Raw genomic sequence first — 15,854 nt, 5'->3', positions numbered from 1 at the left:
TTTGGTAAATCATTGGTGCTGCGCTTTTTTATGAGGCTTTCTGTTTAGGAGGAGCTATCTTTTCCGGTATTTTTTGAATGTATTCCGTGAGTGTGTCATTAACCTGGAAGATGATTTTGTGGTTTTGGTAGCTGAACTTAATTGCAACGCTTTTTGAAGCTCGGCGAAGAAAAAAATGACATGGATTGCTTATCGTATTTAACCGCATTGGGAGCTGCTGCGTTCAGTTTTGAAGGTTTAAAGTCAGGTGCCGGACGTAAGCTATTAGTGTTTTCTCGGGGTATTTTTGAGGGTGAGTGCTATTAGTGGTGTCTATTTTTGTCAGTGGTAGTTAATGAAGGTGCAATTATCGACCTTAGTCACAGGGGGGAAGTTTTTATGAAGTAGACCACAGTTCGCTAACGCTTTGGCCTTTAAACGTAGCTTAGTCTGTGTCAATAGCATCGGCTAGGTCCGCGGGAATTATTATCTATGAATCTTTGTTTTTAGATGAAAAGATTTTATCGAGTACTGATATAGCGTGCGCCCTTGCTCTTTTGGAAATGGAGTATTGTTAGATATTGTTAAATAGAGAGATTGCAAGAACGTTAACCGTAGCCACTTTATTACTTTGAATTGTCCCTTTTTAGTTGCCACTTGTTATGAATATCGTTGAGGCCGGCTGGTACAGCCTTTCAGACCAATAATAGTCATTTTTTAGCAAAAAGACAAAAAAGCGGCACCGATTTTTAGCAGCAGAAGCCCTGTGGTCTTTTTTTGATTTTTTGCTTACAGAAAGGATGCGGGAGGCTTAAAAGCGTTGATTTAGCTGAATAAGCTCGAAACAGACTGCTCCGCCGCGGTCCTCGCAATTGCTTCTCCTATTAAGTCAGCAATTGCTAAGACGCGGATATTGTGCGCTCGTTCAATTTTTTCTGTTGGCATAATTGAATCGGTAATAACTAATTCTTTTAATGCAGAATTAGTGATACGTTCTATAGCGTTTCCGGAAAGAACGCCGTGCGTGATATAAGCAGTGACACTATTTGCCCCGTGTTCGAGAAGGGCGTTGGCTGCATTGCATAGGGTTCCACCTGAATCAACAATATCATCCAGCAAAAGACAATCTTTTCCAGATACATTTCCAATGATGTTCATAACTTCTGATTCACCCGGGCGCTCGCGGCGTTTGTCGACAATAGCAAGAAGACTGTTTAAGCGTTTAGCTAAGGAGCGCGCACGGACTACACCACCGACATCAGGTGAAACAACAATGACATTATCAAGAGAATAATGCATCTTAACGTCACGAGAAATAACAGGAACAGCGTAAAGATTATCCGTTGGAATATCAAAAAAACCCTGAATTTGCCCAGCGTGCAGATCCAATGTTAAAACACGGTTGGCGCCTGCTTCAGTAATCAGATTGGCAACAAGTTTTGCAGAAATAGGCGTGCGCGGTCCAGGTTTGCGGTCTTGGCGGGCGTACCCAAAATAAGGTATAACAGCCGTAGTTCGGCGGGCCGAAGAGCGGCGAAGGGCATCAATCATGATAAGCAATTCCATCAAGTGATCGTTTGCGGGATAAGATGAGGATTGCAGTACAAATACGTCTTGCCCGCGCACATTTTCATGCAATTCCACAAAAATTTCTTGATCAGCGAAGCGTTTTACAGTTGCTTTACCTAGGGAGATGTTAAGATAATTTGCAATATCCTCGGCAAGGCGTGGATTAGAATTACCGCAAAAAAGTTTCATGATGGAGCCTCTAAATGATCATAGTGGAACGTGACACGGTTTTTAACTTTTTGTTATCAGATTGCAAGGAAACAATCGCAAAATCACTCTAATTTTATTTATCATTGGTTAAAGTGGTATGGAGTCTATTGCCTTTTTTCTAAAGGTCACGTTCGATTTTCGGAGTCTTTTACTAATTTGAGGGCTTTAGGTGCAATCGATATTTTATATTGATTAGCTGATTAATGAGAGTAGCAGCGCGCGTTGTCGGAGTATCGATAATATTGGATCTCGAGTTGTCTTCGAATCATTGATGTCTTTACGATGGATGATAGACTGAAAAAGTACCGCAGCGGGAATTGATAGTGTATTTTCCGAAAAGAAGGCTGTTGCCTGGAAGAATTTTTGAATATCATTACGGCCCAAAAGAAGCTTATCTTTTATTTTCTAACATAATAGCGGACATTTGCCGTCCATAATCGGGTTCGTTACGGTGTGTTGCGCGGCGATAAGAAAAAAAATGCTGTGCATGCTGATAAGTGCAAAGTTCTACACAAGAAGCGTTGACGCCTGCTTTTTTTAGTCGGTCCGTAATAAATGCCCATAAATTAAAGCTAAAATGATCTGCTGTTTTCAAAAAATACCGTTTAAATTGGCTATGGCAGTTAATAAATTGGTCGTAAAATTCGCTTGTTACTTCAAAATAGCGGGGGCCGATACAAGGCCCAAGAACTGCTGTTATTGATTGCCGCTTGGCACCTTGTTCTTCCATTGTCGAGATCGTTTTTTCCAAAATTCCGTTTAAGCTCCCCCGCCAGCCAGCGTGTGCAGCGCCAATGACACCTGCTTGCGGATCAGCAAAAAGAACTGGTCCGCAGTCTGCTGTAATGACGCCAATTGCGAGGCCTTTTACGGTTGTAACTAGAGCGTCAGCTTCGGGAGGTTCACCAATGAAAACCTGATCAACTACTACTACTTCACAGGAGTGTATCTGACGGACGGTGACTAAATTTTTTACTTCGATACCAAAATAATCGGTAATCAATTTGTGGTTTTTCGTGATATGTTCAGAGTGATTGCTTGAGCTTTGAGTGATATTAAGTTGCTGATAAAGGCCTGTTGAAACGTCTTCCTGACGTGTAAAAAAACCGTGTTTCACTTGGTGCGAGTGTAATGTGACGAGATTTTTTGCCAAGATGGGTTTAAGGATGGATTTCATAAAAGCTCCATTATGGATTATTTGAAACAGAGATGATGGGTGAGGGGCCGCTATTTGTCAAATATTGTTGTTAGCGGTCAAGAAAGGCCGGAGGTAGCGCTATATTTTTATCACTTATATATAGAACTTTGAAAAGTTTACCCATTTGATCTGGTCCGGCTAGTCGCTCGACATCTTGGCGGATTTTGTCTTGGATTAGGGTAGTTTTATCAGCGCTGAGTTTCTGTGCGCGTTCCGATAGTCCCATTTTAAAAAGGAAATCTCCTTGTTCAAAAATTTCGGCAAAACAGCCTCTTTGAGCTGCTACCGCTTTCAGGGTACAAAAATTAACGTGTGATGTTAAATCATGCTCACCAGGGGCGTCAAAAACATTGCAGAATGTGTGCTTTGATACAGCTTGCAGTGTATCTCCGAACGCAAAATCAGAAGAACCATAATCAATGAGCAAAGAAGAACCTGTCATTCGCATTAAGTGGTCACTGATTTGTTTCATTAATTGATCCCGTAAAGGTGCGTGCTCAAAAATAGTTCCATCAGGGACTCCGGAACATTGAGGCGGTAAGTGGGCAGAAGGAAATTTATGTGGGCCGGCGATAAATGTAAAATCACCATCTTTATTGAGTGTAATTCGACGTTCTCTCCATTCTCCGTTACTTTTAATATATTGATTAATAGGAAGTGCATCAAATAGCTCATTAGCAATTAAGAAGAGAGGTTTCGGCGGTATTTGATCAAAGCTTTTAATGCTGTGGATTTGTTTTTGATGAGGCGAAAGACGACTTTTTTGTTCTGTTGCAAGATGTCTGCTTATTTCGACGAGAAAAATTTCAGCAGCATTGAATGTTGGTGCACATAATTTTCGTATGGTACGTAAAACATCATCCATCAGAGTTCCGCGCCCTGGTCCTATTTCAGCCAAAATAAAAGGTTGAGGGCAGTTTTGGGCTTTCCAGCTTGCAATGACCCAAATGCCAATCATTTCTCCAAATAATTGGCTTATTTCGGGAGCAGTGACAAAATCACCTGTACGTCCAAAAGGCGTTCGTGTCTGATAGTAGCCAAATTGGGGATCTGAGAGCGCCAATGTCATATATCGGCCCACAGTTATTGGTCCATTAAGAGCAATAATTTCCTTAATTTTCTTTTTTAAGGTAGCCATTATTTTGTGGATTGATCTCTAAAGGCCCAGAAAAGTAGATAAAACCCCAAAAGAAACATAGGGAAAGATAAAACCATACCATAGGTGAGTCCCGTAGAACGAAAAAAGGCGGAAAACCACTGCGGATCTTCTTGGGGAACGCGGAAGATTTCGGAAATACTGCGTGCTGCTGCATAGCCTATGATAAAGGTACCTGCTACAACGCCGGACCGTTTCAGTGCTTTAAAAGCAAAAACAATAATGGCCAATATAATAAAGAGGAGAAATCCTTCCGTTAATGCTTCGTAAAGTTGGCTTGGATGGCGCGGTAGATACTGAGGATCATAAGGAAAGCAAACGGCCCAAGGAACAGTAGTCACATTGCCCCATAATTCTTGGTTAATGAAATTGCATATTCGCACGATACCAATGCCGACAGGCGCGCCTGCGGCAATTATATCAAACATGGTCAGAGTGTCGATATTATTTTTATGGGCAAATAAAATCATTGCGATGATGATGCCAATTAACCCTCCGTGGAAGGACATTCCTCCGTCCCACACCGCGATAATATCACTTGGATGGCTAAAATAGTAAGCGGGATTCCATATCAGTACTTGCCCTAAGCGACCGCCAACAACGATCCCGATGGCCGCCCATACGACAAAATCGCCCACTTTTTCCGTATCCATAGGAGGTTGTTCAGCATGCCATAAAGGTTTATTTTTTAATAATTTTTGTGCATACCACCAAGAAAAAAGAATACCTAAAACGTAACCAAGGCCGTACCAATGGAGTGCCACCGGCCCTAAACGCACAATTACAGGATCTAGGAAAGTAGGGAAAGAAATGGTGGGACAAAAAGGGGAATCATTCATAAGTGGACGCTTTACATTTGTAAAATTATATGATCTTTAGAACATGCCAGATGGATATATAATGGTCAAGCTAGAGAAAGGCGGATTATCGCTGTTGATGGTGATCAAAAAGATGAGTACGGTATCTAGGTGTCATATAGAATGCGCCGGAGTGCGTTTGTGACTGAAGTTAAAGGAAAGCCTCATGAGTGACGAGCCAAACCGTATTTTTGATGGATTAGCAAAATTAGTAGTGAATGCAGCTGGTATCGCGCAAGGCGTGCAGCGCGAGGCCGAGACGGCTTTCCGTTTGCAGGTGGAGAAGATAGCTAATAACCTCGATCTCGTTTCACGCGAAGAATTGGAAGTGGTCAAGGAAATGGTTCTTAAAGCACGTGCTGAAAACGCTGATTTGAAAAAACGTGTTGACACTTTAGAAGAACAGAGCCGTAAAAAAATTAAAACGGTTTCGGTGCAAGAGTCAGCGCAAGAGATTGTAACTTCAAAAAAATAATCCCCAATTTTTCGGTATCGTGCGCGAGGCCGAAAAATGCTTAATCCTGAGTCTGTTAGGGCAGAGTGCTGATTTATTTTTTACAAAAAAATATTTTTTTTGAATCAGGGGGCTAGCACTATGAAATTGTATCAATAGACTGAAAAAGATCGGTGATTCGTTTTGTCTTTATCAGGCGCATTACCGTAGAGAATATTTTAGTTTTTTGTATCGCGTGTCGTCGGTGTTTTTTATGCGTATTTGCTTGGTGTAAAGATTTTAATCGTAGCAAAAGTTCTCCTGCGGTTATAAATTTTAATGCTGTATTGATAGTGTTCTTACCATCGTCGAGGGATAATAATGAGGCTTGCCTTTAGCACTATAAAAAGAGAAGAGCATCCGGTCGATTTTATTGAACAGATTGCCTATAAATACGATTGGTCTTTTGAGCGGAATGTAAAAGATGAAATTAGCGTTTGCGTAGAAGGGAAACGAGCTAATTATCGCCTTGCTTTTTCATGGATTGAAGAACAAGAAGCTCTTCATTTAGCCTGTGCATTTGATCTGTCTATTGAAAATGCTCGGGCAATGGAAGTGAATCGTTTATTGTTGGCAATTAATGAGAAATTATTGTTGGGACATTTTGATTATTGGCGGGGGGATAATTCGGTCATTTATCGGCAAGGCCTTCTTCTTGCTGGTGGTGCGCATCCATCCCACATACAGGTTGAGACACTGCTAATACACGCACTAAAAGTTTGCGAAAGCCATTATGCTGCTTTTCAAATGGTTGCTTGGGCCGGCGAAAGCGCTCGTAAAGCATTACAATATGCTCTGTTTGAAACTGTAGGTAACGCCTAGATTATTTGGTGAAACTATTTTGCGATTTTTTCTTACAGAGGACTTTCCGAGCGCATCCCATGAGGGGTATTAGCGGCGGCACGCAAGCCTCTTAAAGGCCGTCCTCTGACCGAATATTGTCTTCGTGGTCATGGGTTATGTTTTGAGCAATAAAAAGGCCGAGATCCGTTCTATTGGCGCTTCAGTTTCGTGCCTTATTAAGTCGAAAAAATGGTTTAAATATTTCTGAGTGCGTGGCTTTATGAATATCCAGTCAGTCATTGCTAATGATAATGATAAAAGATTCTTGCTGAGATACTGCTGTTGGCTCGATAATGTCTGCATAATAAAATGATTTTGATACAAGGTTTTTAGCCAAAAGGGCAGGTATGCGGGCGCACTCGAACCTGCGCGAACTCCGATGGTGTAAGAAAATTAGTGCTGGTGAAGACGAGCATTGGCGGAAAATTTTGTATAAGAGTATTTGCATCGAAATTTTTGACGTTTTTATTATCTTCGCCACGCGCTAAAGCGAGGGAGTTTCCCAATATATTTTGCATACCGGAGTTATATAGGAGTTGGCTTGTTTTTTCTGTTTTACGGCGCGGGTAGTTGATCTCTACATTGATCGCATATTCGCTTATATTGCTGTCGCCTGTTGCGGATTTATAGTGCACAATTGTGCACCTACATGTGCAGAAAAAATGGCCGTCATTCCTCGCTCTTTGCTCGACAACTTAATGATTTTTAAGCTACAAAGTGAAAAGTTCACGAAGATTGAATAGTTTAGCGAGATAATTCTCTATGCCTGCTTTTAGCCTGTGAATACGATTATTTGTTTCTGACAAAACTATAAGTATCACAATGGGAACGCTCTTTGTGTTTAGAGGAACGATCGGGTAAGATCGATGCTATTTTTATTAAACACCATTACATCAATGATAAGAAGATCAAATCTGAATTTTTAAGTCACCGTCTAGCTCCGTTAGAGTTGGCGGAAACAAAAACAGGAAACCCATTTTTAATAAGAAATTGAGATGAGAGATCGCTAATGCAGGTATTGTCATCAATCACAAAAAGGCGAGGCGGATTATCGCGTAAAACTTGAATATGATTATTCATTACCCAAGACCTTGACAAAAATTTAATTTACGCGAGAGGTATAGTTTGCATAATTGCATGAAGCTGTCGGGCGGGAAATCCTCTATAATGGGGGTAAGAAGCATTATCGATAAGCTTAAGAATGTTTAATATTAGGAAAGGATACCATGGGTTATCTCAGCGCGCGTATCATTTTAGTTACACCTTTCCGGCAAAATTGTACTTTGCTTTTTGATGATGAAAGTAAACGAGGTGTTTTAGTGGATCCTGGCGGTGATTGGCCCCGAATTCAGGGGGCGATTCAAGAAGCGGGTATTACAGTTGAGGCTATTTGGATAACACACGGTCATATTGATCATGTGGGGGCGGCGATGCAAGCGAAGGAAGCACTTGATGTCCCAATTATCGGTTCACATTGCGCCGATAAGCCAGTGATGGATAATGTTACTGAAATGGCAAAAAGCTATTGTATGAGCGATGCACGCGTTTGTGCGCCTGATCAATGGTTGGAAGATGGATTTAGCGTTGATTGTGCCGGACATATGTTTAATGTTTTTCATACACCAGGGCATTCTCCCGGCCACGTTATTTATTTTAACGAGAAAGAACGCTTTGCACTATTAGGTGATGTATTATTTCGTGGTTCTATCGGGCGGACTGATTTTCCGTTATGCTCTCATGAAGAATTAATAAAATCTATTAAGCAAAAAATTCTGCCATTAGGAGATGACGTCAGCTTTATTTGCGGCCATGGCCCAGGAAGCCGAATAGGCTATGAACGCCGCTATAATCCCTTTCTCCAAGGAATTTAATACACGAAAACCCGCTCCAAAGCGGGTTTTGGGTGTCATCAAAGAAATTATTGTAACGGGGCACGACAAAAATGATCTAAGCCGTCACTGCCCCGGAAAGTGCCTGTCTGCGGGTTAAATGTACGGTATTTTTGCGTGCAGTATTGAAGCCAACTTACTTCTTGTGGCTGTGAGGTAATTTGGTACGTCGTTGTTGGCTGTACTTGGTAAATTACCTGAGTTTGCGGGAGTTGTCGATAAATTACCTGACTTGGAGATTGGACCTGATAGATAATTTCTGGTTGCTGCGGTTTTTTCAGAGCCTCACTAAGAATTGCACCCACAGCAAAGCCAAGAACGCCCGCTACTAAAGCATCACCTGCGTTATTACGCTCCACGTAATATTTATGAACGTTATAATTCACTTGGCGCTCAGTATGACGATAATGATGATGATGTATTCTATGATCGCTGGAAATGTAGTGAGATGTTGAACGATAATGTGGGGGATTTTGCAGCCGATAATAGTATTCACTATAGGCTGATGCTGTAGTCAGCGGTGCTGAAATGATCGCAGTTGATATTACTGAGAACACCGCTAATTTAATCAATTGTTTCATAACAACACTCCTCGGTGAATTTATATTTACTCGCACTTTACACGCTCTAAGCTGAATATAGCCTGAACGGTTTTGAGTTGTACGCAAGCAGAACGAAAAAAGGGGCTGTTTAGTTGAGGATAATTATAGCGGTACAAAATAAAACTGGGCCAAAGACCCAGTTTTGAAGAATACAGCGCGTCCACCTCAACCCGTCACACCGGGTATTTAAGAGTTTCATTCCTTCGTCCGGTAGTCAGATTCTGTACTGAACGACACTTTTCACGCGTCGCTTAATTCGGTAAAATCCGAAGTTTGGGTAGCGGAAGTACAGGCAAAGAGAACAGACAACCTCATCGTTATTAGACTTAATAAAACTACAGTCCCCGCTGTTAAGTAAAAGCCCCCGCTCTTAGGCGGTGATGCCAGCTTTAGCTCTGGCTGTAAGGCCTAGAAAGTCTGGGAATCAGCTAAACAACGAAAACGACGTCCCCTTTTTCTGCAGGGAATTTGAAAATAAACACACAAAACTCCGCTTTAAAGTAGGATTTTTAATGCTGCTGAAATGGATCACAGCATCACTGCACTGGGGCACGGCAGACGTGATTTAAGCCATCATTGCCCCGAAAAGTACCCGTTTCGGGGTTAAATGTTTTGTATTTTTTCGTGCAGTATTCAAGCCAGTTAGCCCCCCGTTGCTGAGCAAGTTGGTGCGTTGTTGCTTGTCCTTGATAAGTTACCTGATTTTGCGGTCGAGTTTGATAAACAACCTTTGGCTGCTGCTTTTTGCTTAGAACGTTGCCGATAATCGCACTCGCGATGAGGCCCACAGCGCCCGCTGCTAAAACACCTCCCATATTGACATTGCTACTGTGACTCACGCGGCGTTCACGTTCACGGACGCGGCTCTCTACTCTGCGTTCAGTACGACGGTGCGTTTCTTGTTCGCTATGGACGCGACTATGCCCCGAATAGCGATTCTGCTGGCCCTGTATTTGATGATGGTAATTGCTGGTAATATGGGAGCTTTCTGTTGTTTTTTTTGTACTGTACCCGTCATAGGCCAGCGCTGCGGTTAGCGGTGCGGAAATAATCGCAGTCGATACCGCCGATAGTGCCGCTAATTTGGTCAATTTTTTCATAAAACACTCCTTAATGAACTTATTTATCCGCGTTCTACAACTCCCTATACTAATATAGTGCAGACAGCTCAAAATTCTATACTGGTCAGACCAAAAAAAGAAATTTTAGCGGAGAATGATGACAGGAGCGCGAAATAAAACCGGGCCAAAGACCCGATTTTGAGAAATGCAATATATCCAGCTTAACTCACAACGCTGATATTTACAGCTTTTGGTCCTTTTCCGCGATTGTCAGGTTCTACGTCGAACGATACTTTTTGTGCGTCGCTTAATCCGGTAAGACCTGAAGCTTGGACGGCAGAAATGTGAACAAAGATATCAGCGCTGCCATCGTCGGGCTTAATGAAACCAAAACCCTTGTTGCTATTAAAAAATTTTACTTCGCCCGTTTGAGCCATAGAATTTTTCCTTATTTGATTGCCTTTGTGAAGGCAGATAGTAAAATACAACTTATTTTCGAATGTCTACGTCATGTACCATACCGTATGCAAAACGGTATATCCAAGCAGTTTCTGACATTCGGAAAGCACTTTGTTTATTCGTTTTCGCTAAGTTAGAAATTAGAAGCGCTTTTACTTTTAGGTGGTTTTTTATATCTTTCCGATGTTTCATAATGTGCTTGAACAAGGAAAGATTGCTTGAAAAGAAAATATTTGACAAGAGTTTTCTTCATAAAATCTGTATTCTTATGTCATTTTTTTACCAAAAACGGTCTAAAAGAAGTTAAAAACTGCTTATTTTTGCCAAATAATAGGAACAATATGGGGTATATCTTATCCGTTTTTGTGTATTTTGAACTTGGATACATTATCGACATTTAGGATGATTATCTGTTGAAGGACGGTTTTATTTGTTAGCTGCATTTGCACTCGAGTAACTTTATGTACAAAGTCGGAGGCGAATTAGGGTGACTTTCTGATTTAGGTGTACCTAGTTTTTCTCGTTGTATCTTGCGAAAAATTTTTCTTGTTTGAGGATATTTGGGACAAGGTATCTCTAGTTGGTCTATTTTGATTACGACTTAGTCTTGTGAAAAGATTTGATTTCTTCGTGATTTTCGCTGATGGGAAATTCGTTATTGTGCGTTAAGAGATCGTCGGCGATAGTTAATTCCATTTGTCGTAACTGTTTGATTTCATCACGAAAGCGGGCTGCTTCTTCAAAGTTGAGATCGGCGGCTGCTTCGTGCATTAGTTTTTCAAGATACTGTATACGGTTGGCTAAATTGTGACCGGCTATATCGCTTTGTGTACTTAAATTAGAGATATTTGCGCGGATGTAGTTAGTTTCGCCAGTCGCATCAAGAATATGGTCAATATTTTTTTTGACGCTGCTTGGAGTGATGTGGTGCTCTTCATTGTAAATTGTTTGTTTTTTTCGGCGTCGTTTTGTTTCTTGTAAGGCGCGTTCCATGGAGCCGGTGATTGTGTCTGCATAAAGGATAACTCGGCCATCTACATTCCGTGCGGCTCGTCCAATTGTTTGAATAAGTGAGGTTTCTGAGCGTAAAAAACCCTCTTTATCAGCATCTAGTATGGCAACAAAACCACATTCTGGGATATCCAGGCCTTCTCGCAGCAGGTTAATACCGACCAAAACATCAAAGGTACCAAGTCGCAAATCGTGTAGAATTTCAATACGCTCTAATGTATCAATATCAGAATGCATATAGCGTACACGAATATCTCGTTCGTGGAGATATTCAGTTAAGTCTTCGGCCATACGTTTGGTCAGAACGGTTACCAATGTCCGATAATTTTTTTTGATTGTTTTGCGAATTTCATCCACGAGGTCATCAACCTGTGTACGCGCCGGGCGAACTTCTGTTAGTGGGTCAATGAGCCCTGTTGGGCGGATGACTTGTTCTACAAAAACACCACATGATTGTTCGATTTCCCAGTGTCCAGGTGTTGCAGAAACAGCAATAGTTTGCGGGCGCATAGCGTCCCATTCTTCGAAGCGTAAAGGACGATTATCCATGCATGAAGGGAGGCGAAATCCATATTCCGACAGGGTTGCTTTTCGTCGGAAGTCGCCTCGATACATACCGCCAATTTGGGGGATAGTTACGTGGCTTTCATCGATGAAAATCAGAGCGTTGTTAGGAATATACTCAAACATGGTAGGAGGGGGCTCTCCAGGCTTCCTGCCTGTTAAATAGCGTGAATAATTTTCGATCCCGGGACAGGAGCCGGTTGTTTCCAACATTTCTAAATCAAATATCGTGCGTTGCTCTAAGCGTTGTGCTTCCAAAAGACGACCGGCGGAGTTCAGTTCTTTGAGGCGTTGAGCTAATTCTATTTTAATCGATTTTATCGCCTGGTTTAATGTTGGCCGTGGCGTTACATAATGCGAATTAGCGTAAATTTTAACAGATTGAAGATTACCTGTTTTTTGTCCTGTTAAGGGATCAAATTCAGTAATCATGTCAATTTCCTCACCGAATAATGAAATACGCCAAGCGCGGTCTTCAAGATGTGCAGGAAAAATTTCAATCGTATCGCCTCGGACGCGGAAAGAACCGCGGGTGAAGTGATTGTCCTGTCGATGATATTGTTGAGCGACTAAGTTGGCCAATAATTGTCTTTGGTCCAGTTTATCGCCTGTTTGCATTTGGAATGTCATAGCAGTATAAGTTTCTACAGAACCAATTCCGTAGATACAGGATACGGAGGCGACGATAATAACGTCATCGCGCTCAAGCACGGCGCGTGTTGCGGCATGGCGCATGCGGTCTATCTGCTCGTTGATAGAGGATTCTTTTTCAATATAAGTGTCAGAGCGCGCAACATAGGCTTCCGGCTGGTAATAATCGTAATAAGAGACAAAATATTCCACTGCATTGTGAGGGAAGAAGCTTTTAAATTCTCCGTAAAGCTGTGCTGCTAGAGTTTTATTGGGCGCTAAGATAAGGGCAGGGCGCTGCGTTTTTTCAATAACTTTAGCTATTGTATAGGTTTTTCCTGATCCCGTAACACCCAAAAGCACTTGAGTACGCTCATTTTTCTCAATTCCTTCGACCAAAGCCTGAATTGCTGTGGGTTGGTCGCCTGCAGGTTCGAAGGGTGCTTGGACCTGAAATGGAATACCGCCTTCAGATTTTTGGGGATGAACAGGACGGTGCGGTGTCCATAACACACCATTTTTAAAAAGGGGATTTTCTGAAGTAATAAGTGCAGTAAGAGCTTCAACCGTCCTTGTAACATTATTGACCTTTTTTTTAGATGTAAGAGCGCTGGTTTCAGTAGAGGCACAAAGCTCTGTAACTGGATCCAATTTTGCAGCGGAATGCTTCTTAATAGCCGCAGCACGACCCATCGGCGCTCCACGGGACGCTTGATTAACTTGTTTCGGAGTTATCTTAGGTTTCTGGTGCGACATTATAAAGACATATTTTATACAGTCATTTTGGTATAACAAGAGAAAGATGAAAGAATTTTGTGTTTCATTTGTTACGGGGAACACTTTAATAGCGTTCTTTTGATTCTTTTTATTTTCTATTTACATTGCAGCGGCGCTTGTTCTGTATTTCCTATTCTTTATGACGGATGCTTGTTGTTGTGGGGGGGGTAGCAGCTATTTTCGGTGAAAACTGAGCTCATCTGAGGTAATATGGCCGGTGGAAATGAAATCATAGGCAATAATATTCAGAAAATAAGCAAAATATATATAATTTATAGTTATATGGTGCTGCTTATTGCGCATGAACGCCGTATATACATTAAAGAGTTCCTCTTTAGTCTTGAAGAAAATGGTCGTAAAATGATGCTTAACCTGCCCGTAAATCATCATTAGTTTAACGTAAAGTCGCACCTTTGGGCGTAGGAAGATGCCAATATATTAAGAGGTCGGTTGCTATTATACATCGAATATTAAGTTATGATACAAAATACGTTGTTTTTTGATTCTATATTATTTACAATTTAAATTGTTATTTCGTTATAGAAATAGAGTGCCAAAATCCTGGAAATTGATTCACTTTTTTATAATCTTCTTTTAAATATATTTTTTTGTTTTTGCGCAATGTGTTAAATTTAAAATTGTGGTGAATTTTCCTTTTTGTGAGTTGGTTGCCATAAGGATTCAATTAAATATTTTCGATCTAAAATAAAAATTTAATTTTGATAATGGTCGGAGGATGCTCCTTTATTTTTTGTATGGAAAATAGGGTTTCTGTACTATATAATAAAAGGCGGTCGTGGTTCTCGGGTTCCAAAAGTGATTTTGGAGTCTGTTTTTTGTATTTTTATTAAGATCTTTCATAGAAAAGAAAGGGACAGATCATGGAAAAGTTTCCAATGACTAAAGCCGGTTTCGAAAGTCTCAAAGAGGAATTGCGTTGGCGTCAGCAACAAGAGCGGCCACGGATTATTGAGGCGATTTCTGAGGCACGTGCGCACGGCGATCTGTCAGAAAATGCTGAATATCATGCTGCTAAAGAAGCACAAAGCCATAATGAAGGGCGTATAAATGAGCTTGAGGATTATATTGCACGGGCTGAAGTTATTAATGTTTCTCGCCTTTCAGGAGACAAAGTTAAATTTGGGGCCACTATTAAGCTTTTGGATGAAGATACTGAGGAAGAAAAGGTTTACCAGATTGTTGGTGATCAAGAATCTGATGTGAAAACCGGTAAAATTTCTATTTCTTCGCCCATTGCGCGCGCGCTTATCGGAAAGCAAGAAGGCGACGTGATTGAAGTGAACGCACCAGGTGGTGCGCATAATTACGAAATCATTAAGATTCACTACGCTTAAATTGTCATGCGTGTATCCCTAAAAGACACTGATATTATTGCTGTTCACTTTAAAAAACGTTTATCTGGAGTGACGTCTACAGTCGTTCAGCTTATTCCATTGCAGCGAAAGCGAGGTGTGCGTGTCTCTGTTTTGGGAATGGGGCTGCCGCAGAATTTGCCGCATCTTGCCTTTAGGGATCTTTTTGGGCTTTGGAAGAGCTCAGGAGACAAACCGCTTCGTATTTGGCATGCACGGCGTAATATCGAGATGCTTTGTGGAGTTCTTTTACGTGATGTTTTACGTATGAAGCTCAAACTCATATTCACGTCAGCTTCCCAGCGCCATCATACAGTTTTCACCGAATGGTTGATTCGCCGTATGGATAAAGTTATTGCTACTAGTGAGCGTGTAGGGGCTTATCTAAAGGTTCCTTATCAAATTATTATGCATGGGGTGGACCTTGAACGTTTTTCTCCACCAGAGATTGCTGAAGACTTTTTTTCAGCATCTGGGCTGCCAGGGAAATATGCGGTAGGGTGTTTTGGCCGTGTGCGTCATTCGAAGGGTACGGATTTGTTTGTAGACGCGATGTTGGCATTATTGCCGCGCTATCCTGATTGGACTGCGGTTATTGCCGGCCGGACTACAGCGCAACATTATATGTTCGATAAGGAATTGCGTCGAAAAATTTCATCTGCTGGTTTAAATAATCGCATCATTATGCTTGGCGAGATTTTGGATACACCTTTGTGGTATCGTCGTATGTCGCTTTATGTGGCTCCTTCTCGCGTAGAAGGTTTCGGTTTAACGCCCTTGGAGGCAATGGCCTCGCAGACAGCTGTGGTGGCTAGTAATACCGGTATTTATGAAGAATTAGTCATAAATGGAACAGGAACGGTTGTTGAAGTGGGCGATGGAGCAGCTTTGACGAAAGCAATTGAATCTTATTTTAGTGATTTAAGAAAAACATCGAAAGAAGGGCAAAAGGCTTTAGCCCATGTTCGCGCGCATTTTCCTTTAGAGAAAGAAGCCATCGCGATTGAGAGTGTTTATGAGGCAATATTTGCGGAACAAACGCCTTAAATACGCTAAAAATCTTTGAAAATTATTATTTTTAAAAATGTAAATAAAATATAGTCTTTCGTTTTTGCAAAGAACGAAGAACTATTTTAATGGTTACGATGATAGCTCGTGGTCAATTATAAAAAATTGAGCTTTT

At 41.4% G+C, this 15,854-nt stretch carries 15 protein-coding genes; 5 read left to right on the top strand and 10 right to left on the bottom strand.

Going from position 1 to position 15,854, the window contains the following annotated elements:
- Window positions 1-804: 804 nt before the first annotated feature.
- The 4 genes from BANH1_RS04735 to lgt form a co-directional block, all read right to left on the bottom strand.
- On the bottom strand, window positions 805-1,737 hold the full coding sequence (locus BANH1_RS04735; RefSeq protein WP_015398267.1) for a ribose-phosphate pyrophosphokinase: 933 nt from the start codon (window positions 1,735-1,737) through the stop codon (window positions 805-807).
- A 412-nt stretch (window positions 1,738-2,149) separates the two neighbouring features.
- Entirely contained in the window at window positions 2,150-2,935 is a 786-nt protein-coding gene (pgeF, locus tag BANH1_RS04730) for a peptidoglycan editing factor PgeF (RefSeq protein ID WP_015398266.1), read from the bottom strand.
- A gap of 70 nt (window positions 2,936-3,005) precedes the next feature.
- On the bottom strand, window positions 3,006-4,094 hold the full coding sequence (locus BANH1_RS04725; protein ID WP_015398265.1) for a class I SAM-dependent methyltransferase: 1,089 nt from the start codon (window positions 4,092-4,094) through the stop codon (window positions 3,006-3,008).
- Entirely contained in the window at window positions 4,094-4,951 is an 858-nt protein-coding gene (gene lgt / locus BANH1_RS04720; protein WP_015398264.1) for a prolipoprotein diacylglyceryl transferase, read from the bottom strand. Before lgt ends, BANH1_RS04725 begins: the two co-directional genes overlap by 1 nt.
- A gap of 184 nt (window positions 4,952-5,135) precedes the next feature.
- Between lgt and BANH1_RS04715 the strand changes: the two genes are divergently transcribed.
- Together BANH1_RS04715 and BANH1_RS04710 are read left to right on the top strand one after the other, a co-directional pair.
- Window positions 5,136-5,444 (top strand): accessory factor UbiK family protein, encoded by a 309-nt coding sequence (locus tag BANH1_RS04715; RefSeq protein WP_015398263.1) that lies wholly within the window; start codon window positions 5,136-5,138, stop codon window positions 5,442-5,444.
- Window positions 5,445-5,783: 339 nt separating this feature from the next.
- Complete coding sequence (locus BANH1_RS04710; protein ID WP_015398262.1) at window positions 5,784-6,284, top strand: type III secretion system chaperone family protein; 501 nt, start codon at window positions 5,784-5,786, stop codon at window positions 6,282-6,284.
- 350 nt (window positions 6,285-6,634) lie between these two features.
- Here BANH1_RS04710 and BANH1_RS07335 read toward each other — a convergent pair whose 3' ends face one another.
- Together BANH1_RS07335 and BANH1_RS07410 are read right to left on the bottom strand one after the other, a co-directional pair.
- Window positions 6,635-6,940 (bottom strand): hypothetical protein, encoded by a 306-nt coding sequence (locus tag BANH1_RS07335; RefSeq protein ID WP_144050541.1) that lies wholly within the window; start codon window positions 6,938-6,940, stop codon window positions 6,635-6,637.
- Between the two features lie 292 nt (window positions 6,941-7,232).
- The gene (locus BANH1_RS07410; protein WP_187287490.1) at window positions 7,233-7,385 is read right to left on the bottom strand and encodes a hypothetical protein; all 153 of its coding nucleotides are present in this window, start codon (window positions 7,383-7,385) and stop codon (window positions 7,233-7,235) included.
- Between the two features lie 146 nt (window positions 7,386-7,531).
- Here BANH1_RS07410 and BANH1_RS04700 point away from each other — a divergent pair, with 146 nt between their 5' ends.
- Window positions 7,532-8,176, top strand: a complete 645-nt coding sequence (locus BANH1_RS04700) for an MBL fold metallo-hydrolase (RefSeq protein ID WP_015398261.1) — start codon at window positions 7,532-7,534, stop codon at window positions 8,174-8,176.
- A 47-nt stretch (window positions 8,177-8,223) separates the two neighbouring features.
- Here BANH1_RS04700 and BANH1_RS04695 read toward each other — a convergent pair whose 3' ends face one another.
- From BANH1_RS04695 to uvrB, 4 genes are all read right to left on the bottom strand, one after another.
- Window positions 8,224-8,775 carry a BA14K family protein gene (locus tag BANH1_RS04695; RefSeq protein ID WP_015398260.1) on the bottom strand — a complete coding sequence of 184 codons (552 nt, stop codon included), beginning with the start codon at window positions 8,773-8,775 and terminating at the stop codon, window positions 8,224-8,226.
- 557 nt (window positions 8,776-9,332) lie between these two features.
- Entirely contained in the window at window positions 9,333-9,896 is a 564-nt protein-coding gene (locus BANH1_RS04690) for a BA14K family protein (RefSeq protein WP_015398259.1), read from the bottom strand.
- A 182-nt stretch (window positions 9,897-10,078) separates the two neighbouring features.
- A complete protein-coding gene (locus tag BANH1_RS04685) occupies window positions 10,079-10,294 on the bottom strand; it encodes a cold-shock protein (RefSeq protein ID WP_015398258.1) in 216 nt (71 codons plus the stop codon).
- Between the two features lie 616 nt (window positions 10,295-10,910).
- Window positions 10,911-13,277 (bottom strand): excinuclease ABC subunit UvrB, encoded by a 2,367-nt coding sequence (gene uvrB / locus BANH1_RS04680; RefSeq protein ID WP_041583022.1) that lies wholly within the window; start codon window positions 13,275-13,277, stop codon window positions 10,911-10,913.
- 902 nt (window positions 13,278-14,179) lie between these two features.
- On the opposite strand from uvrB, the gene greA reads away from it, so the two are divergent.
- Entirely contained in the window at window positions 14,180-14,653 is a 474-nt protein-coding gene (gene greA / locus BANH1_RS04670) for a transcription elongation factor GreA (protein WP_015398256.1), read from the top strand.
- Between the two features lie 6 nt (window positions 14,654-14,659).
- Window positions 14,660-15,718, top strand: coding sequence for a glycosyltransferase family 4 protein (locus BANH1_RS04665; RefSeq protein ID WP_015398255.1), 1,059 nt, complete (start codon window positions 14,660-14,662; stop codon window positions 15,716-15,718).
- The last annotated feature ends 136 nt before the right edge of the window (window positions 15,719-15,854 follow it).

Origin of the sequence: Bartonella australis AUST/NH1 (genome assembly GCF_000341355.1) — a bacterium.
Classification (GTDB): domain Bacteria; phylum Pseudomonadota; class Alphaproteobacteria; order Rhizobiales; family Rhizobiaceae; genus Bartonella; species Bartonella australis.
This window is presented reverse-complemented; position numbering and strand designations above follow the sequence as displayed.

Bases quoted from the DNA above. Each gene is read 5' to 3' on its own strand.
- BANH1_RS04715 (WP_015398263.1), top strand. From the start codon at position 5,136: ATGAGTGACGAGCCAAACCGTATTTTTGATGGATTAGCAAAATTAGTA.
- lgt (WP_015398264.1), bottom strand. From the start codon at position 4,951: ATGAATGATTCCCCTTTTTGTCCCACCATTTCTTTCCCTACTTTCCTA.
- BANH1_RS04710 (WP_015398262.1), top strand. From the start codon at position 5,784: ATGAGGCTTGCCTTTAGCACTATAAAAAGAGAAGAGCATCCGGTCGAT.
- BANH1_RS04685 (WP_015398258.1), bottom strand. From the start codon at position 10,294: ATGGCTCAAACGGGCGAAGTAAAATTTTTTAATAGCAACAAGGGTTTT.
- BANH1_RS04735 (WP_015398267.1), bottom strand. From the start codon at position 1,737: ATGAAACTTTTTTGCGGTAATTCTAATCCACGCCTTGCCGAGGATATT.
- BANH1_RS04725 (WP_015398265.1), bottom strand. From the start codon at position 4,094: ATGGCTACCTTAAAAAAGAAAATTAAGGAAATTATTGCTCTTAATGGA.
- greA (WP_015398256.1), top strand. From the start codon at position 14,180: ATGGAAAAGTTTCCAATGACTAAAGCCGGTTTCGAAAGTCTCAAAGAG.
- BANH1_RS07410 (WP_187287490.1), bottom strand. From the start codon at position 7,385: ATGAATAATCATATTCAAGTTTTACGCGATAATCCGCCTCGCCTTTTT.
- BANH1_RS04690 (WP_015398259.1), bottom strand. From the start codon at position 9,896: ATGAAAAAATTGACCAAATTAGCGGCACTATCGGCGGTATCGACTGCG.
- pgeF (WP_015398266.1), bottom strand. From the start codon at position 2,935: ATGAAATCCATCCTTAAACCCATCTTGGCAAAAAATCTCGTCACATTA.
- BANH1_RS04700 (WP_015398261.1), top strand. From the start codon at position 7,532: ATGGGTTATCTCAGCGCGCGTATCATTTTAGTTACACCTTTCCGGCAA.
- BANH1_RS04695 (WP_015398260.1), bottom strand. From the start codon at position 8,775: ATGAAACAATTGATTAAATTAGCGGTGTTCTCAGTAATATCAACTGCG.
- uvrB (WP_041583022.1), bottom strand. From the start codon at position 13,277: ATGTCGCACCAGAAACCTAAGATAACTCCGAAACAAGTTAATCAAGCG.
- BANH1_RS04665 (WP_015398255.1), top strand. From the start codon at position 14,660: ATGCGTGTATCCCTAAAAGACACTGATATTATTGCTGTTCACTTTAAA.